At 54.1% G+C, this 20,561-nt stretch carries 19 protein-coding genes; 5 read left to right on the top strand and 14 right to left on the bottom strand.

Going from position 1 to position 20,561, the window contains the following annotated elements:
- Window positions 1–34 precede the first annotated feature (34 nt).
- The 4 genes from NH344_RS05415 to metH all read right to left on the bottom strand — a co-directional run bounded on the left by NH344_RS05415 (window position 35) and on the right by metH (window position 7,403).
- Window positions 35–577: a DUF934 domain-containing protein gene (locus NH344_RS05415; protein ID WP_044629120.1), complete on the bottom strand. Its 543-nt coding sequence runs from the start codon at window positions 575–577 to the stop codon at window positions 35–37.
- Window positions 564–2,222 (bottom strand): nitrite/sulfite reductase, encoded by a 1,659-nt coding sequence (locus NH344_RS05410; protein WP_044629119.1) that lies wholly within the window; start codon window positions 2,220–2,222, stop codon window positions 564–566. The genes NH344_RS05415 and NH344_RS05410 overlap by 14 nt, the downstream gene beginning before the upstream one ends.
- Window positions 2,223–2,342: 120 nt before the next feature.
- On the bottom strand, window positions 2,343–3,662 hold the full coding sequence (locus NH344_RS05405; RefSeq protein WP_253027607.1) for an MATE family efflux transporter: 1,320 nt from the start codon (window positions 3,660–3,662) through the stop codon (window positions 2,343–2,345).
- 36 nt (window positions 3,663–3,698) lie between these two features.
- The gene (gene metH, locus NH344_RS05400; RefSeq protein ID WP_253027606.1) at window positions 3,699–7,403 is read right to left on the bottom strand and encodes a methionine synthase; all 3,705 of its coding nucleotides are present in this window, start codon (window positions 7,401–7,403) and stop codon (window positions 3,699–3,701) included.
- Window positions 7,404–7,674: 271 nt separating this feature from the next.
- Between metH and nfuA the strand changes: the two genes are divergently transcribed.
- Window positions 7,675–8,280 (top strand): Fe-S biogenesis protein NfuA, encoded by a 606-nt coding sequence (gene nfuA, locus NH344_RS05395; protein ID WP_054645091.1) that lies wholly within the window; start codon window positions 7,675–7,677, stop codon window positions 8,278–8,280.
- 226 nt (window positions 8,281–8,506) lie between these two features.
- Window positions 8,507–10,141, top strand: a complete 1,635-nt coding sequence (locus tag NH344_RS05390) for a BCCT family transporter (RefSeq protein ID WP_273681883.1) — start codon at window positions 8,507–8,509, stop codon at window positions 10,139–10,141.
- A gap of 56 nt (window positions 10,142–10,197) precedes the next feature.
- Here NH344_RS05390 and NH344_RS05385 read toward each other — a convergent pair whose 3' ends face one another.
- Complete coding sequence (locus NH344_RS05385) at window positions 10,198–11,241, bottom strand: DNA-binding protein (RefSeq protein WP_044629114.1); 1,044 nt, start codon at window positions 11,239–11,241, stop codon at window positions 10,198–10,200.
- A gap of 139 nt (window positions 11,242–11,380) precedes the next feature.
- On the opposite strand from NH344_RS05385, the gene NH344_RS05380 reads away from it, so the two are divergent.
- A complete protein-coding gene (locus tag NH344_RS05380; protein WP_253027605.1) occupies window positions 11,381–12,583 on the top strand; it encodes a site-specific integrase in 1,203 nt (400 codons plus the stop codon).
- A 38-nt stretch (window positions 12,584–12,621) separates the two neighbouring features.
- Window positions 12,622–13,038, top strand: coding sequence for a SufE family protein (locus NH344_RS05375; RefSeq protein WP_044629113.1), 417 nt, complete (start codon window positions 12,622–12,624; stop codon window positions 13,036–13,038).
- Window positions 13,039–13,041: 3 nt separating this feature from the next.
- On the opposite strand, the gene yidD is transcribed toward NH344_RS05375, so the two are convergent.
- From yidD to NH344_RS05345, 6 genes are read right to left on the bottom strand one after another with little or no spacing between them, the layout of a single operon-like run.
- On the bottom strand, window positions 13,042–13,317 hold the full coding sequence (gene yidD, locus NH344_RS05370; protein WP_253027626.1) for a membrane protein insertion efficiency factor YidD: 276 nt from the start codon (window positions 13,315–13,317) through the stop codon (window positions 13,042–13,044).
- A gap of 53 nt (window positions 13,318–13,370) precedes the next feature.
- Window positions 13,371–13,844, bottom strand: coding sequence for a phosphoribosyl-AMP cyclohydrolase (gene hisI / locus NH344_RS05365; RefSeq protein ID WP_058577942.1), 474 nt, complete (start codon window positions 13,842–13,844; stop codon window positions 13,371–13,373).
- Window positions 13,844–14,293: a transcriptional repressor gene (locus NH344_RS05360; protein WP_044629111.1), complete on the bottom strand. Its 450-nt coding sequence runs from the start codon at window positions 14,291–14,293 to the stop codon at window positions 13,844–13,846. The genes hisI and NH344_RS05360 overlap by 1 nt, the downstream gene beginning before the upstream one ends.
- 31 nt (window positions 14,294–14,324) lie before the next feature.
- Window positions 14,325–15,323, bottom strand: a complete 999-nt coding sequence (locus tag NH344_RS05355; protein ID WP_058577943.1) for an alpha-L-glutamate ligase-like protein — start codon at window positions 15,321–15,323, stop codon at window positions 14,325–14,327.
- Window positions 15,320–16,843, bottom strand: a complete 1,524-nt coding sequence (locus NH344_RS05350) for an inactive transglutaminase family protein (protein WP_044629109.1) — start codon at window positions 16,841–16,843, stop codon at window positions 15,320–15,322. The genes NH344_RS05355 and NH344_RS05350 overlap by 4 nt, the downstream gene beginning before the upstream one ends.
- 38 nt (window positions 16,844–16,881) lie before the next feature.
- A complete protein-coding gene (locus NH344_RS05345) occupies window positions 16,882–17,718 on the bottom strand; it encodes an ATP-dependent zinc protease (protein WP_044629108.1) in 837 nt (278 codons plus the stop codon).
- 176 nt (window positions 17,719–17,894) lie between these two features.
- Between NH344_RS05345 and NH344_RS05340 the strand changes: the two genes are divergently transcribed.
- Complete coding sequence (locus NH344_RS05340) at window positions 17,895–17,996, top strand: DUF3833 domain-containing protein (protein WP_230834195.1); 102 nt, start codon at window positions 17,895–17,897, stop codon at window positions 17,994–17,996.
- A 66-nt stretch (window positions 17,997–18,062) separates the two neighbouring features.
- On the opposite strand, the gene NH344_RS05335 is transcribed toward NH344_RS05340, so the two are convergent.
- The 3 genes from NH344_RS05335 to ectA all read right to left on the bottom strand — a co-directional run bounded on the left by NH344_RS05335 (window position 18,063) and on the right by ectA (window position 20,482).
- Window positions 18,063–18,458, bottom strand: coding sequence for an ectoine synthase (locus NH344_RS05335; protein ID WP_044629107.1), 396 nt, complete (start codon window positions 18,456–18,458; stop codon window positions 18,063–18,065).
- 89 nt (window positions 18,459–18,547) lie between these two features.
- The gene (gene ectB / locus NH344_RS05330; RefSeq protein ID WP_058577945.1) at window positions 18,548–19,816 is read right to left on the bottom strand and encodes a diaminobutyrate--2-oxoglutarate transaminase; all 1,269 of its coding nucleotides are present in this window, start codon (window positions 19,814–19,816) and stop codon (window positions 18,548–18,550) included.
- An 87-nt stretch (window positions 19,817–19,903) separates the two neighbouring features.
- Window positions 19,904–20,482 carry a diaminobutyrate acetyltransferase gene (ectA, locus tag NH344_RS05325; protein WP_044629105.1) on the bottom strand — a complete coding sequence of 193 codons (579 nt, stop codon included), beginning with the start codon at window positions 20,480–20,482 and terminating at the stop codon, window positions 19,904–19,906.
- Window positions 20,483–20,561: the final 79 nt, after the last annotated feature.

Raw genomic sequence — 20,561 nt, 5'->3', positions numbered from 1 at the left:
GCCCCTGTCGGCGTTTGTAGTGCAGTAGAGCGGTTTAATGGCTAGCCGTTAAACGCTTTTCAAATAGCGCTTGGCGCTCTTCAACGTCGGTTTGGTAACGTACGCTAAAGGCGTTCAGAGCGCGAAGGGCATCCTCTGGATGCTGGTCATCACGCAGTGCCATGGCGGAGAAACCACAGCGGCGCATGTAATCCAACTGATCCACCAGCACATCGCCAACCGCACGAATTTCGCCTGTATAGCCATAACGCTCGCGCAGCAGGCGAGCGATGGTGTAGCCGCGACCATCGGTGAATGCCGGAAAGTCTACGGCAATGGCAGAAGCGCCTTTCAACGTGCTGCCAAGCTCGGTAGTGAGTTCAGTGTCACTCGTGAGCAGAGGGGCGAGTTCGTTGTCGTCCTGGTTCGCCTGCCATAGCGCCAGTGGAACAAACGCAGGGCGCTGCTCGGGTAGCGCCTCGGCATCGTATGAGACACACCAGGCATTTTCAGCGGCCAGCTCACCGTTTTCAATTAAATGATCTACATGAACCGGGGTTTGTTCAACCACTTCGGTTTGGGTGTCATTGCTGGGCATAAACACGCTCCTTAAAGGGTTTTAGGCCAATGCGGCGATAAGTATCCAAGAAACGCTCATCTTCGTGACGCTCGGCCACGTAGACTTCCAGCACTTTCTCAACCACGCCCGGCACGTCTTCACGGAAGAAAGAGGGGCCCAAGATTTTACCCAGTGAGGCATCATCGGTGGAGTTACCGCCAATCGAGATTTGGTAGTACTCTTCGCCTTTCTTATCGACCCCCAAAATACCAATGTGGCCGACGTGGTGGTGACCACAGGCGTTCATGCAGCCTGAAATGTTCAGGTCCAGCGGGCCAAGGTCGTAAAGGAAGTCTAAGTCTTCAAACCGCTCTTGAAGCGCCTGGGCAATTGGAATAGAGACCGCATTGGCAAGGGCGCAGTAGTCGCCACCGGGGCAGCAGATAATGTCGTTCAGCGTGCCAACCGTGGGGTTGGCCATGCCGAGCGCGTCCAGCTCTTTCCACAGCGCTTCTAGCTCGTCAACCGGCACATCTGATAGCACCAAGTTCTGCTCGTGAGTAACACGCACTTCACCAAAGCTGTAGCGGTCAGCCAAATCAGCAACGGCTTCCATCTGGTCAGCGGTGACATCCCCCGGTGCGTGCTCACGGCGCTTCAGCGACAGCGTGACGGCTTTGTAGCCCGGCACTTTGTGGTCGGTCACGTTATTGGTCACAAAGCGCGCAAAGCTGCGGTTTTCACTGCGTAGCTTGTCGAAATCTTCCGTGGCGCTCGCTGCTACCGGGCGACGCTCGGGTTCAGGGAAGTGCACCTTGGCTGCCTCGACCGCTGCTTGGTTAAGGGTCTGCGGGCCATCTTTCAGGTAGGCCCACTCTTCATCAACCCGGCGGCGGAATTCTTCAATGCCTAGCGCTTTCACCAATATCTTAATGCGCGCCTTGAACTTGTTGTCCCGGCGGCCGAACTGGTTGTAAACCCGTACGCAGGCTTCAAGATACGTCAGCAGGTGCTGCCAGGGCAGGTCTTCGCGCACCACATCGCCAATCATGGGCGTGCGGCCCAGACCACCACCGGCCAGCACTTTAATGCGCAGCTCGCCGTCATCGTTGCGCCACAGGCGCAGGCCAATATCGTGCACTTGAATAGCCGCGCGATCTTGGGCAGCACCGCTCACGGCAATTTTGAATTTGCGTGGCAGATAGGCGAATTCCGGATGCAGGGTAGACCACTGACGAATAAGCTCGCACCAGGGGCGTGGGTCTTCCACTTCATCGTTGGCAATACCAGCAAACTGGTCGCTAGTGGTGTTACGAATACAGTTGCCGCTGGTTTGAATAGCGTGCATCTGTACTTTGGCCAGCTCAGCTAAGATATCTGGCACGTCTTCCAGCGCAGGCCAGTTGAGCTGCAGGTTTTGGCGCGTCGTAAAATGACCGTAGCCGCGGTCGTAGCGGCGGGTGATATCGGCCAGTGCACGCAGTTGGGCGCCTGCTAGCATCCCGTATGGGATGGCAATGCGCAGCATCGGCGCGTGCTTTTGAATATACAGGCCGTTTTGCAGCCGTAGCGGGCGAAACTCTTCTTCTCCCAAACGTCCAGCTTGGTAGCGTTCCATCTGATCGCGGAACTGAGCTACGCGCTCGTCAACCAGCGTTTGGTCGTGAATATCATAACGGTACATGGGGCACGATCCTGCTAAAAGCGAAATGGTCACGTCGAGACGGACGGTAATGTACCGTCACCTTAACGCGGGCGTCATATTCTACAAAAGAATATATAATTATCTTTTTATCGTTAAATGCTATTTAGAAGCATCAATCTTAAAGCCGTGGGCTAGCCAGCGGCGTCGCTGCCATACCCACAAAAAGCTGCTGGAGTTGAGAAGCCGGTAAAAGAGCTGCGACAACCATACACCGACAAGGCCATAGCCAAGCCAAATGCCCACCCACCAGGCCAGCGGCAAAAAGAGTAGCCACTGCATGCCCAGCGTCAGCAGCATGACGGTACGCTGCGCACCTGCGCCCATCAATGCCTGCGCCAGCACCAGCGCGGCAGCATCAAGCACAATCATCAAGCCGGTGATTTGCAGCGGCAGTCTCCCCAACTGCACCAGCGACTCATCGGTAAAGAAGATGCTTAAAATGGGCTCGGGCATAACAAGCATGGGTAACGCTAAAACAGTCAGCAGCATACCGGCAACACTTAAGGCGTCAATGCCCCAGCGGTGCGCGGCCTGTTGATCGTCGCGGCCTAGGGCCTCGCCTACAAGGCTCATGGCGGCCACGCCAACGCCGACTCCCGGCAAAATCAGTAAGAGAGATAAATTCACCAGCACATGGCCCACGGCCACGCTGGATGTACCCAACTGGCCCAGCAGCCAAAACAGCACCATGTAGCCTGCGGCAAACCATAACTGCTGTAACGAGTGGGGAAGCGCGAGCTTCAGAGTAACCTTCACGCCATGCCATGAAGGTAAGAGGCGAGTAAGCGGGGGGCTTTGCCGCCACGTAATGACAGCCCAGATGAATAACCCGAGCAGAAGCGACAGAGTGGTGCCGATAGCGGCGCCGTTCACGCCTAATGCTGGTAACCATCCAACACCGTAAATCAGCGCCGCGCTGAGGGCGACGTTCACAACATGCACGAACACGATAATACGCAGATAAAGGTGCGTCTGCTGCAATCCATTCCAGTAGCCGCGCAGGCAAAGAGTCAGCGCAATCACCGTGAGCGCTACAACGCGCCAGCGGAAGTACTCAAGGGCAATCTGCGTTACCTCCTTCGAGGGCGCGATCAGTTGGATGAGGGCAGGTGCTTGCCACCAAGCAAGGCATGAGAGCGGCAGGCCAATGGCTAAGCTAATCATTAATCCAGCTCGAAGCGGCTGGGTAGTGAATGGCTGGTCAGTGCAAGCTTTTTCAACACCTGAAGCATGGGCGGTTTGCGACTGCACGCTGGAGGAGAGCCCAAAGACCAGTGCCGTCATCATAAACATGGCATAACCGCCGATGCCTACGCCCGCCAGAGCCTCTTGGCCTAGATGGCCGATCAGCGCAGCATCAATCAGGTTGAGCACGCTCTGGGAGAGCATGCCCAACATAATAGGGAAGGCCAAACGCATGACCTTTCCCTGGCGATGAACCACTGGCGACATTCGTTAGAACGGTTTAGCTGGGTCGTAAGAGAGTACCGGCGACAGCCAGCGTTCCATCTCTTCCAGCGGCATCCGCTTACGCTCGGCAAGCACTTCAACTTGGTCGCGGGTGATTTTGCCGGTAGAGAAGTACTTGGATTGCGGATGCGAAAAGTACCAGCCCGACACGGCCGCTGCCGGCCACATGGCGAAGTTTTCAGTCAGCGTAAGACCTGTATTTTCCGAAGCGTTAAGCAGGCGGAATAGCGTTGCCTTTTCGGTATGGTCAGGGCAGGCCGGGTAGCCAGGCGCTGGCCGAATGCCTTGGTACTTCTCCGCAATCAGCGCGTCGTTATCCAGCGTTTCTTCGGGCGCATAGCCCCAGAACTTTTTACGCACCCGCTCGTGCATCCGCTCGGCAAAGGCTTCTGCCAAGCGGTCGGTAAGCGCCTGCACCATAATGGCGTTGTAGTCATCGCCGGCCGCTTCATAGGCTTTGGATAGCTCATCGACACCGTGGCCAGTGGTGACCGCGAAGCCGCCAATCCAGTCCGCTTTACCGCTCTCTTTAGGAGCAATAAAGTCGGCTAGGCTGTAGCAGATGCCATCTCGACCTTTAGTGGTTTGCTGGCGAATATGGTGTAAGCGCTCGACTACCTCGGTGCGGCTTTCGTCAGCGTAAACTTCGATGACATCGTCATCCACGCTGTTAGCGGGCCATAAACCAATGACCCCGCGGGCATGCACGCGCTTTTCATCAATCAGTTTGCGTAGCATCACTTGGGCGTCGGCAAATAGGTTCTGTGCGGCTTCACCTACTACTTCGTCATTGAGGATTTTTGGATACTTCCCGGTGAGCTGCCAGCTCATAAAGAAAGGCGTCCAGTCAATGCGTTCTACCAGCTCTTCAAGGTCATAATCGTCAAACGTCATCAGGCCAAGTGTGTTCGGCTTCGTCGGCGTGTGGCTATTCCAGTCGGTGCGAAAGCGCCGTTTACGTGCCTGGGTGTAATCCAGGTCGGCGGCTTTCGGGCGGCGCTTGGCGTTACGCTCGCGTACTTTTTCGTACTCTTCGCGAATCTCGGCCACGTAGGCCGACTTCAAATTGGGGGCTAGCAGTCTGCCTGCCACGCCCACGGCGCGAGATGCGTCGGTGACATAAATCACGGGGTGCTCATACTGCGGTTCGATTTTAACTGCCGTGTGCGCTTTTGAGGTGGTGGCACCGCCAATCAGCAGCGGCAGGTTCATACCGCGGCGCTGCATCTCTTTGGCCACGTGCACCATCTCATCCAGCGACGGGGTGATCAGCCCGGAAAGGCCGATGATGTCGGCTTTGTGTTCAATGGCTGCCTGGAGGATTTTTTCGGTGGGCACCATCACGCCAAGGTCAATCACTTCGTAGTTATTACACTGCAGCACGACACCGACGATATTTTTACCGATGTCGTGTACATCACCCTTGACGGTAGCCATGACAATTTTGCCTTTGGCCTGGGTGTCTTCGCTCTTTTCCGCTTCGATATAGGGAATCAGGTAGGCCACGGCCTGTTTCATAACGCGAGCCGACTTGACCACCTGGGGCAGAAACATTTTGCCAGCGCCAAACAGGTCGCCCACCACGTTCATGCCGTCCATCAGCGGGCCTTCGATCACCTCGATGGGGCGGGCTGCCTGGGCACGTGCTTCTTCCGTATCCTCTTCGATGTAGGCGGTGATGCCTTTGACCAGTGCGTGCTCAATCCGCTTGTTAACCGGCCAGTTGCGCCACTCCAGATCCTCCTTCTTGGCGGCACCGCTGCCATCGCCTTTATACTTGTCGGCAATATCGAGAAGGCGTTCGGTGCCATCGCTGCGGCGATTGAGCACGACGTCTTCGACGGCTTCTCGCAGCTCGGTGGGCAGGTCGTCATAGACTGCGAGCTGCCCCGCGTTGACGATGCCCATGGTGAGGCCTGCACGAATGGCGTGGTAGAGAAAGACCGAGTGAATCGCCTCCCGCACGGGGTTGTTGCCTCGAAACGAGAAAGACACGTTGGACACGCCGCCAGAGACCATAGCGTGGGGCAGGTGCTCACGAATCCACTGGGTGGCTTCGATAAAATCGACGGCGTAGTTGTTGTGCTCTTCGATACCCGTGGCGATGGCGAAAATATTCGGGTCGAAGATGATGTCTTCCGGCGGGAAGCCAATTTCGTCCACTAACAGCCGGTAAGCGCGCTCGCAGATTTCAGTTTTGCGGGCAAAGGTATCGGCCTGGCCCTCTTCGTCAAAGGCCATAACAACAATGGCGGCACCGAAGCGGCGACATTTCGTGGCCTGCTCGCGGAAGGCGGCTTCACCCTCTTTCAGAGAGATAGAGTTAACAACGGCCTTGCCCTGAACACACTTTAATCCTGCTTCAATGATGTCCCACTTCGAGGAGTCGATCATGATCGGCACTCGGGCAATGTCCGGCTCGCCCGCAATCAAGTTCAGGAAGCGTACCATGGCTTCCTTCGACTCCAACATGCCCTCATCCATGTTGATGTCGATAATTTGCGCGCCGTTCTCAACCTGCTCTAGGGCCACTTCCAGCGCCGTGGTGAAATCTTCTTCAACGATCAAGCGCTTAAAACGTGCCGACCCAGTCACGTTGGTACGTTCACCAACGTTAACAAACAGGGAGTCGGCTTCGATATTAAACGGCTCAAGACCTGACAGGCGGCACGCTTTGCTGCGCTCGGGTATTTTGCGGGGCGCCATAGAGCGCACGGCATCGGCAATGGCACGGATATGTTCAGGCGTTGACCCGCAGCAGCCACCAATAATGTTGACTAAACCACTCTGGGCAAACTCGCTGACGATGGCGGCCATCTCTTCAGGCGTTTGGTCGTACTCACCAAACTCATTAGGCAAGCCCGCATTGGGGTGAGCAGACACAAACGTATCGGCTTTGGTGGAGAGCTCTTCTAAATAGGGGCGGAGTTCTTCAGCACCCAGCGCGCAGTTCAAGCCCACGGAGAGCGGGTTGGCATGACGCACGGAGTTCCAGAAGGCTTCTGTGGTTTGCCCGGAAAGCGTGCGCCCGGAGGCATCGGTAATCGTGCCGGAGATCATCACCGGCAGGCGGCGGCCAAGATCCTCAAACAGCTCTTCAAGCGCATAGATAGCGGCTTTAGCGTTAAGCGTATCAAAGATCGTTTCGATCATGATCAGGTCAGCGCCGCCTTCGATCAGGGCACTGGCCGCTTCGTAGTAGTTTTCGCGCAGCGCATCAAACGTCACGTTACGTTTTGCAGGGTCGTTAACGTCTGGAGAGAGTGATGCCGTGCGTGACGTTGGGCCTAGCACCCCGGCCACGTAACGTGGGATATCGGTCTCGGCGGCAACCGCATCGCACACTTCGCGTGCCAAGCGTGCCGATTCACGGTTAAGCTCGGGCACCAAGTCTTCCATGCCATAGTCGGCCTGGGATAACCGGGTGCTGTTAAACGTGTTGGTTTCCAGGATATCCGCGCCAGCTTCCAAATAATCGCGGTGAATACGAGCGACGACATCCGGGCAGGTCAGCGCTAGTAGGTCATTATTACCTTTTAAATCCGACGGCCAATCGCGGAAGCGTTCACCGCGGAAATCATCCTCGCTGAGCTGGGCATTCTGCAGCATGGTGCCCATGCCGCCATCCAGAATCAGGATGCGTTGGGCAAGGCGTTGGGTGAGGGAAGCAGTCAAATCACTAGCAGCCATGGCAGGGGGAAATCTCCAGCGTCTCAGTCAGAAAGGATATTTTTATCGTCGTCGTCATTAGTTGAGCGGCGGCTATCATACCAAAGGGCGCCCCATAGGGCAGCAAGCGTGGGCGTGAAGTTATTGCAGCATCCTTATTAGCCGCACTCATAGGCGAGAGCAATAGCCGACTAAAACACTCGGGATTGTGTCGGCACGCGGTTTTGCTTACCATAGGGACAAATGACATGTGATGTGGCCTTGCCACTACCACGGGAGGATAACATCCCTTATGACCACGACTATCGAAGCGCCCGGCATTAACATTACCGACAGTGCGCAAGACTACTTAGCGGAACTGCTGGAAAAGCAGAATGTTGAAGGCATCGCTGTACGCATCTTCATCACTCAGCCCGGCACGCCCTATGCAGAAACCTGCTTAGCCTATTGCCGTCCTGGGGAAGAAGAGCCCACCGACGTTAAGCTTGAGCTTGAGAAAATTGGTGTATTTCTCGACAAAAACAGCTTGGCGTTTTTAGAGGAAGCGGTTGTCGACTTTAATGCCGACCGTATGGGCGGACAGCTGACGATTAAAGCACCCAACGCTAAAATGCCCAAGGTGAATGCCGACAGCCCGCTGGAAGACCGTATCAACTATACGCTCTACAGTGAAATCAATCCTGGATTGGCGGCTCATGGTGGCGAGATTAAGCTCGTCGAGCTGACAGAAGACCGCGTGGCGATTCTAGCGTTCGGCGGCGGTTGTCAGGGGTGCGCAGCGGTGGATCTCACGCTTAAAGATGGCGTAGAGAAAACGCTGATGGATCGTATCCCCGAACTGGCAGGCATCCGTGATGTGACTGACCATACCGACACGACAAACGCTTATTACCGCTAAAGCATTATTCAGATACTTTAAGCTAGCGTCGCAAAAGCCCAGCAGGTCACTCTGCTGGGCTTTTTTGTGGTGCGCTTTTATATGCAAAAACGATCGACGATAGAAGCCGCTGCTGGCAGTCAACGTTTATTCCATGTAACACTATTGTAAAGCTATTCTCTAAGCCGTTATAGCAAGAGAATTCCCAACAAAGTGCCATGGAGAGACGGCCATTAAACGCTCATCTGTGTTTTCTAATATCCATAAACCTATCTTTTTTGGGTCTTTGGGCCTGTTACTTGCAGTGACGCTTCCGCTCATACTGTTTCCAGAGATGGGCCGCGTCTGGGTGATGGCAGCGCAAAGCTTCGTGACCACTAACTTTGGCGTGCTCTATCTCGCCATGGGCGTCGCTTCGCTGGGCTTTATGTTCTACATCGTGTTTAGCGATATAGGGCAAATCAAACTGGGCGATGTAGACGCCGAGCCGGAGTTTTCGCTGCTCTCCTGGGGCGCGATGTTGTTCGCAGCAGGCATCGGCGGGGCGGTTGTGTTCTGGGGTATGGTCGAGTGGATGTACTACCTGCAGAGCCCTCCTTTTCATGTGGAGCCTTTCTCTGAGGAGGCAACCGCATGGGCAGCGACTTACGGTATGTTCCACTGGGGCCCTATTGCTTGGTCGATCTACCTTGTACCCGCACTGCCCATGGCTTACTTCCTGCACGTGCGTAAACATAAAGTGCTGCGCATCAGTGAAGCCATTCGCCCAGCGCTAGGTGAGAAGCTGGCTAGAAGCTGGCTGGGCAACATCATTGATATTCTATTTATTTTTGGCATGCTGGGCGGCGGCGCAACGTCGCTAGGTATTCTGGTACCGCTGATCAATGAAGGGCTGGGTGGTCTGTTCTCCTTCACCCCTAATGCCACCAGCCAAATTGCGGTACTGGTAGGCACTACGGCGATCTTTGCGGTAAGTGCATGGCGCGGTTTGAAGGGCGGCATCGAGATGCTGTCTGACATCAACATGTGGCTTGGTTTAGCTGTGCTGCTGTTTGTCTTGGTGATGGGGCCTACCGTCTTTATTTTGGATACTGGCCTAAACTCCATCGGCTTAATGCTCAGCAACCTGGTTCAAATGGCGACGTGGACAGAGCCTTTCGGTGATCTGAATGGCTTCGAAGACACCGGTTTCCATCAATCCTGGACGATTTTTTATTGGGCTTGGTGGTTGGTATTTGCGCCAACCGTGGGTCTGTTTATTGCGCGCATTTCGAAAGGGCGCCGCATCAAAACCATGGTGGCCGGATCAATTTTCTTTGGCTCACTGGGCTGCGCGCTGTTTTTCATCATCCTGGGCAACTATGGCCTTTACCTACAGCTTTCAGGCACGCTGGACGTTATCCAGGTGATGAACGATCAGTCAGCTAATGCGGCCTTTTATACGGTGCTGAGCCAACTGCCGCTCTCTTGGCTGGTGACGTTAGCAGTGGTGATTCTGCTGTCTATTTTCACTGCCACTACCTTTGATTCGATTGCCTACATTCTCTCTTCTGCCGCAGAAAAGAAGCTCGATAAAGAGCCAGCGCGGTGGCACCGCCTGTTTTGGGCCTTCACGCTGTCCCTGCTGCCAATGTCTCTGCTGTTCTTAGGAGGGCTGCAAACACTACAGACCGCTAGCATTGTGAGCGGTGTGCCGCTGCTGTTGATTTCCATGTTGCTGATGGTTTCTATGGTTAGGGCGGCGCACTACGATTTGCGCTTCCAGCCCGACTACGATGAGCCAGAAATCAATATCGAAGAGTTTCCGGAAAACGATCCATGGACCGAAAAGGGCACTTGGGAGTTACCCGATGAGCAGAGCGGTGAGCCCAGTAAGTCTTAACCGACTGGACAGCTACTCCTAATCTTTTAATGCCCTAACCACTATTGGCCATCCCGTTATCGGGATGGCTTTTTTGTCTCTGGTGTGTCGTCACTGCTACTGGCGAACGTGCTGGGCAGGTCTGCCAGCTGCGCTTGCAAGGAAGCCATGCGCTGCCATAGCTGCTCTTGCCAGTGCTCACTGTCTCGCGTTTGCTGCCGCTGAGTTTCCAGTGCTTTGTGCGCTTTCTCTAGCGACTCTTCGAGCGTGCTGCGATGGGTATGCAGCTCACCGTTTTGGCGCTCAAGCTCGGTGATGCGCTGCTTGAGCAAGCTACACTCTTGCTGATAACCCTGAAGAGCGTCATTTTTTTGCTTCAGCTCATGGCTCAGCGCATCTGCTCGTTGCTCCCACTGCTGTAGGCGCTTCTGCAACGCTCTCTCTTCCTGGGCGCGTTCTTGTCGTAACGTATCCAATAGCGCCATCAACTTTCCTTCTGATGCCTCGTTGCGCTGCTCTTCTTGGGCTAAGCGCTGCTCCCAACTCCTCTGCTGCTCTTCGAGCTTTTCACTGTAATGCGTTTGCGCTTCTTTTAACGCTTGCTGGGTTTGGTCTAGCTGATGGCGGTGTTGGGCAGCTTCCTGGTGGAGCTTTTCTGCTTGTTGCTGCCAGTGGCGCTCATTGGCTTGGCTCTCTGCCAGCTCTCGATTAAGCGTTTCAAGGCGCTCTTCAGTCTGGCGAAAGTGAGCAGCCAGTGCGCTTTCACGCTGCTCGGCGTTTGCCGCCTGCTGTCGAGCCTCGGCAGCTGCCTGTTGAGCACTTTCTACTTGGCGATTGGCATCTTCACGGTAGTGAACCAGCGCTTGGTTAGCGGCGTCTTGGGCCTCGCGCCATAGCTCGCTGGCGACATTAACGACTACTTCAGGCACGCCTTTGGGGGGCGGTACATCCCGGTTCTGCTCACGCTCGGTACGCCATAAGCGGAAATGCTCACTGATGGTCGTAAAACTACCGGTGCCGAGCACTTCTCGGATGCGCTGCACGCTGGGTGTGTCCCCGCGGGCCAGCAGCGTATCAATCGCGTGCTGGACGTCACTGTACTGAATTCCGCTGCGTGCCATGGTCGTCATCCTTTGCAGTTAGAGAGCGCTATTGTCGTGGTTGTGTCTGAAAAACACAATAATTACGTAATACATAAAACGTAATATTATTTATCTTATAGTGTATAGATTCAAGATTACGCTCATTATCTTGAATTTTATGAGGCGTAGCGCCACACTTAATCCATTGAATAACGACGAAGAGAGCGCTGAAATGCCAAGCCTGATAGAGGAGGAGCACTGGCCAACAAGCCAATCTGTCCTCGCGTCTACTCAGTACCCGCGAATCGAGGCGGAAAATGACTACCAAGCCGTGTGGCTATGGCTGGCGGAGTACCGTGACAGCCCGCAAACGCTAAAAAGCTACCGCCGAGAAGCGGAGAGACTGCTGCTTTGGCTGGTCAGCCAAGGGAAAGGCTTACGCGATATGAACCGTGAGGCGCTGCGCCAGTTTGAAGCTTTTCTAGAAGACCCTCAGCCACGGGCGGCGTGGGTGGGGCCTTCAAAGCCAAGGGAGCATCCTGAGTGGCGGCCATTTAGAAATGGACTGTCGCCCACTAGTCGCCGGCAAAGCTTGATTATTCTTCAGGGCTTATTTAGCTGGCTGGTAGAAGCAGGGTGGGTTGGGCATAACCCCTTTGTGCTGATGCGCGATAAAGCGCGACGGATGAATAATCAGTCGCAGGCCGTAGAGCGCTATCTGGAGCAACCGCTGTGGGCCTGGTTTTGGCAGTGGTTAAACCAGCCTTTGAGTAGTAATGATGCTCGCCTCATTTACGAGGATGCGCGTCGACGTTTCATCTTTAGCTTTGCCTATTTATTGGCTCCACGTATTAGTGAGATGGCCAGCGCCCAAATGGATGACTTTCATGAGGTGGAGGGGCGCTGGTGGTGGAGTGTGATAGGCAAGGGTAGTAAACAGGCTCGTATACCGGTGCCTGATGACATGCTGGAGAGTTTGAAAACATGGCGGGCAGCGCTAGGGCTAAAGGCACTGCCAAGCTACCATGAGCCAGCGCCAATCATTCGTGCGCTGGATAAACGCCGAGGCATTAGCGATAACCAGCTTTACCGATTGATTAAGGAAACCTTTGCCAAGGCCGCTGATGTGCTAGAAGAGGAGGGCGGTAAGCCTGCGTATGTGAATGCGCTTCGCCGAGCAACGCCTCACTGGCTGAGGCATACGGCGATCACTCATCAAGCCCAATCCGGCGTTAGCCTGCGTTACTTAGCGGAAAGCGCTCGCCATGCCAAGCTAGATACCACCAGCCGTTATTTGCACACCGAAGCCGATGAGTGGCATCAAGAGCAGCAGCGCCACCGCTTGAAAACGCCCCCAAAAGCAGGGGCTGAAACGTTATAATAGCCGCGACTGTGATTCATCAACGCAAAGGATACGCCATGGCAACTTCAGGCGCAGAGCTAGCCCAACAGGAGCTGGTCGAAGAGTTTGAGATGTTTGATAACTGGATGGACCGTTATCAGTACATTATTGATATGGGAAAGCAGCTGCCTGACTTTCCGGAGGAGCGTCGTACGGAAGAATATAAAATCCAAGGCTGCCAATCCAACGTGTGGATGTGCCATGAACAGGCAGGCGACAAACTGGTGTTCAAGGCTACATCGGATGCTGCCATCGTATCAGGGTTAATTGCCGTATTGCTGCGTATCTATAGTGAGCGCACAGCCGAAGAGATCAATCAGACCGAGCCGCATTTCTTGAAAGATCTCGGGCTTGATAAGCACCTTTCACCCACGCGCAGTAACGGCCTGCACGCCATGTTAGAGCGTATCTATCAGGTGGCTAAGCAAGGATAAACGTTAGTGGCGGCAGGAGGTTGAGCGGCAACGCTCAGTAGGGCGGTCGTCATTTTCACGGCAGAGCGCTTCGCTGCGCCCACCGGGCACCGGATCCATGCCGCCTGGGCTGCCTGGGTGGCATTTCACGATGCGTTTGACAGCCATCCAGCCGCCTTTGAAAGGACCGTGCACCTGGATGGCCTCGATGGTATAGGAAGAGCAGCTTGGCCAGAAACGGCAGCGAGGGCCAAGCAGTGGGCTGATGGTGTATTGGTAAACGCGAATACAGCCCACCATCACTGCTGTTAGCAGCTTAAGAAAAACCTGTTTAATGGCGAACAGCCAATTTTTCACGGCGCTTTTTTACCGTATAGCGTGGCCGGATCAATCAGCGGCTCGCTGGTAATCTTGGCGCTGTCTGCACCGAGCGACACATAAAAACAGCTGCGACGGCCGGAATGGCACGCGGGACCAGTTTGCTCCACCTTAACCAGCAGCGTATCCCCATCGCAATCTAGCGCTGCGCTTTTAAGGTGCTGTTGCTGGCCAGATGTCTCACCTTTGCGCCATAGCTTTTGGCGCGAGCGTGAGAAGTAGCAAACTCGCTGCGTTGTTAGCGTCTCTTCCAGGGCTTCTCGGTTCATCCACGCCATCATCAGTACTTCGCCCGTATCATGTTGCTGGGCAATGGCGGGAATCAGGCCGTCTTCATTAAAGCGAACGGCATCTAGTAGCGTTGCAAGCTTGGGCAGGGAGGTTGTTGTGGTCGCTGACTCTAACGCCTTAAAAAGCTGTTGAGGGGCGAGTTCATCAAATTGGGACATTAGGCATTACTCACGGATCGGCATGCTTGACATAAGCCCTGAAGCTCAATCGTTTGGCGCTCAACGTTGAAGCCTTGGCGCTGGGCCAGGGCGGCAAGCTGATCGCTAATTTCATCAAGGTGCAGCTCTTCGACGTAGCCGCACTGGCGACAGATAAGTAGCTGGAAGCCATGGGCGTGCTCTGGGCATGCGCAAGCCACATAGGCATTTTGCGATTCAATGCGATGCACCAGCCCCTGTTCGATCAGAAATTCCAGCGCGCGATAGACAGTAGGCGGGCGGGCAGCGGCATGCTCAGTGGAGAGCTGATCCAGCAGATCATATGCTTTGAGGCCGCCACCGTTTTCTGCGATAAGCTCAAGTACCCGGCGGCGTATCGGGGTAAACCGAACGCCGCGCGTGTGACACTGAGATTCTGCTTGCTGCAATAGCGTATTCGCTTCAGTCATTAGATAACTCGTTGAACGTCTCGCGTGTAGTCTACGCCGTTGCCGAGGGAGTGTCAGGGTTATCGACCAGCTCGCTTTTACGCGCAAAGTGGTGCTGGGCGAACGCTACGCGCTTAGCCACCGGCACGTTATCAGGCTGACGCTCAATCAAGTCCAGCCGGCGACGTAGTCCCTCACCGTTGGTCATTTGAATTGCCAAGCCGGGGCGGGCGTTGAGCTCCAGTAGCATTGGCCCGTGCTTACGGTCCAACACCATATCGGTCCCCAGGTAGCCAAGGCCGGTCATCTCGTAGCAGCCCGCCGCCAGGTGAAGGAGAGTTTCCCACTGGGGCACGACAAGGCTTGCCAGGTCATGCCCCGTATCGGGGTGGCTATAGCAAGGGCGGTCAAACTGCACACCCCGTAGCGCTGCTCCAGTGGCGATATTCAAGCCAACCCCGACAGCCCCTTGGTGAAGGTTAGCTTTGCCATCGGATGCCGCCGTGGAGAGGCGCATCATGGCCATCACCGGATAGCCTTTAAAGACAATCACGCGAATGTCAGGAACACCTTCGTAGGTGTACTCAAGTAGGCTTTCATCAAAGTTAATCAGCGTTTCAATGACCGCTACATCGGGCGAGCCGCCTAATGAATAAAGGCCCGAGAGAAGGTTTGAGACGTGTCGCTCAATGTCTTCCATCGTCAGGCTGGCACCACTGGGTTTGTAGAAAAGGCCATTTTCTACCTTTTCAATAACAAGAATACCCTTACCACCACTCCCTTTGGCCGGTTTGACAACAAAGCCCTGATGGCCGTCAAGCATGTCACTCATATGCTTAACGCCAAACTGTGTCGTCACCGTACCGATGAGTTCGGGCGTGGTAATGCCATACTGCTGAGCCAGTAGCTTTGTTTTGAGCTTGTCATCCACTAGAGGATATAACCGGCGCGCATTGTACCGGCCAATATAACGAATATTACGCCGGTTCATGCCCACAATGCCTTTATCCCGAAGGCGGGTCGGCCACGTCCAGTTTTTTAGCCAGCTCATGAAGGCTTCTCATCTTCGGTAATGGGTTTGAAACGACGAAGTTCCAGCAGGCGATAGCCCGTGTAATTACCCAATAGCAGAATAAAGGCCATCAAGATGAGCTGCACACCCAGGAAGTTGAAGGTGATGTGGCGTACCCACGGGTTATTCATTGCAAGGAATGCCAGCACCGCTGTTAGCAGGCTGCCACCGCCCTGTACCAATACCTGTTTGGGACCTTCTTCTTCCCAAAGGATCGACATCCGCTCAATGGTCCACGCCAAGATGATCATCGGGAAGAACGTCACCGTTAACCCGGCGCTCAAGCCCATGCGGTACGCAAGCACGGTAAAGATCGAGATGATGGCAATAACCGTAATAATGACCGCCGAGACCCTCGCGACTAAGAGCAAATTGAGGTACGAGAGATAGTTACGGATAATTAAGCCAACCGCCACGATGAGCAGGAAACCAATCAAACCGGTCAGTAGGCTGGTTTGAATAAACGCCAGAGCAATCAGTACTGGCATAAAGGTCCCTGACGTTTTCACACCCACAAGTACGCGCAGGAATACAACCACTAGCGCACCGATCGGGATCAACAGGATCGTCTGGAATAGCGCCTGCTCTTCCAGCGGCAGGCTGTGAATCGAGAAGTTTAGCAGCGTGTCGTCGGAGTAGTGGTTACGCACCGCCGCCGAAGCAGGCTGGTAGTGGGTTAGCATTGAGAAGGAAACACGGGAATTCGTGCCACCTTGAACCTCAAGCACCGCACGACCGCCAGTTTCCCATAATAGCAAGTTCTCGGGTTGCCCCTGTTCGCCGGTCGCTGGGTTAAACAGCGTCCACTCTTCGGCAGTTTGGTCAAACACCTGAATCCAACTACTGAGGGTTTGACGGCGACGACCATCTTCCAGCAGTAAGCCGCTTACTTCTCTGGCCTGCACGCCTGCTTGATTCAGCAAGCGCACAATCAGAGCTGACGGTTGCATTTGGGTTAGCAGCAGGCGCGCATTTTCTCCCTGACGCTCTCCATTAATATCGAGAATTAACTCGCGGGCAAACGTAGCGTTATTGGCGCTACGATCCCAAGCACGATCAATTAGCTGGCTAGCGGCCGTATCGTAGGGGCTTTCCCAGGGAGTAACAGCAGGGATGCCGGGCGGCGTTTGTATGGGAGCGCGAGAGTCAGGTGATACCAGCATCTGAACGGAGTAATAGAGCTGCTGGCTGCCCACCGCTTCACGGATGGTCCACTGCGCCCGCCGACCCAGCTCATCTGCCAGGTAAGCCAGCCCATAGCCAGAAGATGCCGTGTTTTCGGTCAATACACGGAATCCTGCCTGGTGGGATGGCAGCGCTAGATCGACCTGTACCGGGCCATTTTGAGCGTTGAAGTTAATAACCGCTTCAATCTCCCATACTTGACGCTGCTCGCCTGGAAACCAGGGAATCTCAAACTGCAAATGGCGATGCACGCTGGCGACGATACCAACCAGCAGCAGCAATCCAACGATAAAATAAAATGGCAACCGTGACATGGTGATTCCTTTCAGCGTAAAGCGGCAGGGGAGTGTGATTACTCTTCAGTATCGTCTTGATCGGCCGCTTCATCATCAGCCGCTTCTTCAGAGGGTTCGCCACCCGGGAATTCGGGGCGGTCATGCAGATAGGTTTCAGCAACGTCGATCGTTGCTATATCCATCATGAAACGACGCCCAAGCAGTACCGGATAATCCAGATGCGAGCGGTCGTTCAGAGTGAACTCGACGTTTTCACGAATTGGCCCTAAAGTCATCAACAGTGAAATTACCGGGCGGGACTCTTCGCCAGATGCTTGGATGATTTTAACGCGGCGTTCAATAGGCGCCTCAATCCACTCGTCGCGAATCTGCTCTACAACCACGTCATCTTCATTCAGTGCCAGCTTAAAGCGCACCCAGTCTTCACCATCACGCTCAAAGCGAGTGATTTCGGAAGCAGATAAGGATGACGTATTGGCTCCTGAATCGACCCGCGCCTTTAAATAGGTGCCAATGCTAGGCAGGCCCACCCATTCGCTGCGGCCAAGCAGTGTTTTATTATCTTCGGGCTCTTCAACACGGCACTCTTCGCGAATAATGACGGGATCTTCGCTACGCGCTTCCAAACTGGCAACTTCTTGACGTAAATGGCGCAGCAGGCTGCCCACCTCACGAACATCTGCCGTCAGTACCTGCTGCTGGCTGAGCTGCTGCTCAATGAACGCGGTAGAGGCGTCGCACTGCTGGGCCAGTGATGTCTCAAGCTCAAGGATGCGGGTATTAAAAGACGCCTCGCTTAACGGCGGCGGCTCATTTGACTCTGGCTGTGTCACTGCGCAGCCTGCAAACGACATCGACAAACCGGCCATTAGCCATAAAACACCTGAGCGCATAACGAGGGATATCCTTGGACAATAAGAGCACGAATGATAAGGAGAAGGGTGACCGCTTGTCCAACATGGCTGCGGTTTTTCATTCGTCTAGTTTAGCTGATTTAACATAATATATATTATGCGAACCTAGCTGATCAGTTGCTTGAGCAAATAAAGCCTATTACCTGGCAAACCATATGCGCTACCCGCTCGATATTGATGTAGGTGGGCATCTATTAGGTTTCACCATGGATGACTGGATGTACCTGCAGCCGGATGGTCGGCTGATCAATACTTAGCAAAAAAGCAGCCTAGCATTTTGCTAGGCTGCTTTCATACGGACAGTACTTAGCATACAGTAGTGCTTAGTCGTCTGCCGCTGCGTAGGAGCCGTCTTCACGATGGACTTCGTTACCAGTGATTGGCGGAGTAAAGACACAAGCTACGGTCATGCCCTTTTCCTTGCCGCGCAGCAGGTGCTCATCGTGCTGGTCCAGCAGGTAGATGTCGCCGGCCTTGATCGGCCAGATTTTGCCGTCGGCCAGGGTCTCTACCTCGCCTTCACCCTCATAACAAAATACCGCTTCATAGTGGTTTTTGTAATGAATGTGTGTCTCAGTGCCAGGAAAAATGCGGGTGATATGGAAAGAGAAACCTGCATTATCGTTGGCCAGAACAAGGCGCGTGCTGTCCCAATTACCGTTTTCAGCAGTGACCAGGCGATCTGTTTTACGTGCTTCTTCGAGATTACGAACGATCATAAACGTGCTCCGTTGCGTGGCAGCCAGCTGTTGGCTGCCTATTCCTGTAAGGGACGTAATGGCGTGTGACGATTTAGCGTAACGCTACACTATGCCTTAATAACAGACTTAACTGACGCTTCAAGGATATCTAAGGCTTTCAGCAGATCTTCATCCGGAATAGTTAGCGGACAAAGGCACTTAACCACTTCACCATCCTGACCACTGGTTTCGATGATGAGACCGTGCTCAAACGCATGGCTGGTGATCTTATCGGCGATATCGCCAGATACCACGTCAATACCGCGCATCAGGCCACGGCCACGCTCGGTCGCCGGCATGCCATTTTCTGTCAGCATAGCGGCCAGTTTTTGGAAGCGCTCTTCGACGATACGCGCTTTACGCTGAACATCACGCGCAAAGGTGTCGTTAGACCAATACTTTTTCATCGCTGCGGTCGCCGTCACCATCGCTAAGTTAAAGCCACGGAACGTACCGTTGTACTGGCCAGGCTTCCACTTATCGAGTTCAGGACGCATCAACACATGTGCAAACGGTAAACCGAAGCCTGAGAGCGATTTCGAATTAGTGACAATGTCTGGCGTAATGCCTGCATGCTCGAAACTGAAGAATTTACCCGTGCGACCACAGCCTGCCTGGATATCATCCACAATGAGAAGGATGTCATGCGCATGACAGATACTTTCTAGGCGCTTGAGCCAATCCAGGCCTGCGACGTTGATACCGCCCTCGCCTTGCACAGTTTCAACAATCACGCCCGCTGGGATATCTAAGCCGCCTGACTTATCGTTTAAGAGCTTTTCAAAGTAGTCCAGCGTGTCGGCATGCTCACCCATGTAGCCATCAAATGGCAGAAAGCTTGCGCCTTGTGTAGGGATGCCACCCGTCGCTTCGCGGAACTTACGGTTACCGGTGGTTGCCAGGGCACCCATGGTCACACCGTGGAAGCCGTTGGTGAAGGTCACAATGTTATGGCGACCTTTAGCAACACGGGCCAGACGGATGGCCGCTTCCACTGCATTTGTGCCGGTCGGGCCAGGCAGGTGGACTTTATAATCAAGTCCACGGGGCTTCAGAATGACGTTCTCTAGGGTTTCCAGGTAGTCACGCTTAGCGCTTGTCCACATATCTAAGCCATGAACCACCCCATCACTGGAGAGATAGTCAATCATGGCTTGTTTAAGGTGGGGATTATTGTGACCGTAATTCAGCGTGCCAGCGCCGGCGAGAAAATCAATGTATTCACGGCCATTCTCATCGGTCAGCCGCGCATTCTGTGCCTTGGTAAAGACAACAGGAAACGAACGTGAATAGGTACGAACATTGGATTCCATGCGTTCGAGTGTTTGGGTCTGCATTAGCGACCTCCTTATCAAGTATGTGAGCTAAGCGAGTTAAAACAGCTAGGGCAACACGAGCGGGAAAACGATCTATCGAGACGGCCTTTAGATGTGGTCCGTCTGGAATGGCCCGATACGTACTAGGTTTTCCGGGTCGTGCTCTCCCCCAAGCTGTTCGGTAGAAAAGTATTCACGGCTGTTCAAAGGTGCCTGCCAGCGTGCAGCTAGGCGACGGAACAACCCCCACGATGCTTGGTTGTCAGGGGTGATCGTGGTTTCTAAGTGGTGAACGTCGTCAAGTTCAGGGCGCGACATAATCGCTTCCACCAGACGGCGTGCCAGACCTGTGCCCCGAGCTTTTTCACCTACGGCGATTTGCCATAAAAAATAGGTGTCAGGGGCATTATCTTTGACATAACCGGATACAAAACCAACTACTTCACCCTCTTCGTTGGTAGCCACAGCACAGGTATCGCGGAACTGCGTTGCTAGCAGCAGATAAGCGTAGGCTGAATTAACATCGAGCGGCGGGCACGCTTTGATGAGTTCGTAAATCCCCCAACCATCATCAGCATTAGGCTTACGAATAAAAAGCGGCATTTCGGCATGGCCTACCACGGCATCAGCAACGGTTGGGCGAGCCAGCTCGGCAGAAGGTGTAAAAGGCTTAATAGGCGTACTCATGGTTATGCTTCGCTGTAGCGAATTTGAGAATCATTATAACAGCTGATTATGAGCAATTCAAAAACCATATTATTCATCC

The sequence above is a fragment of the Halomonas sp. Ps84H-12 genome, from assembly GCF_024124725.1.
Lineage (GTDB): Bacteria > Pseudomonadota > Gammaproteobacteria > Pseudomonadales > Halomonadaceae > Vreelandella > Vreelandella aquamarina.
The sequence above is the reverse complement of the archived record's forward strand: the minus strand, read 5'-3'. Positions and strand labels throughout refer to the sequence as shown.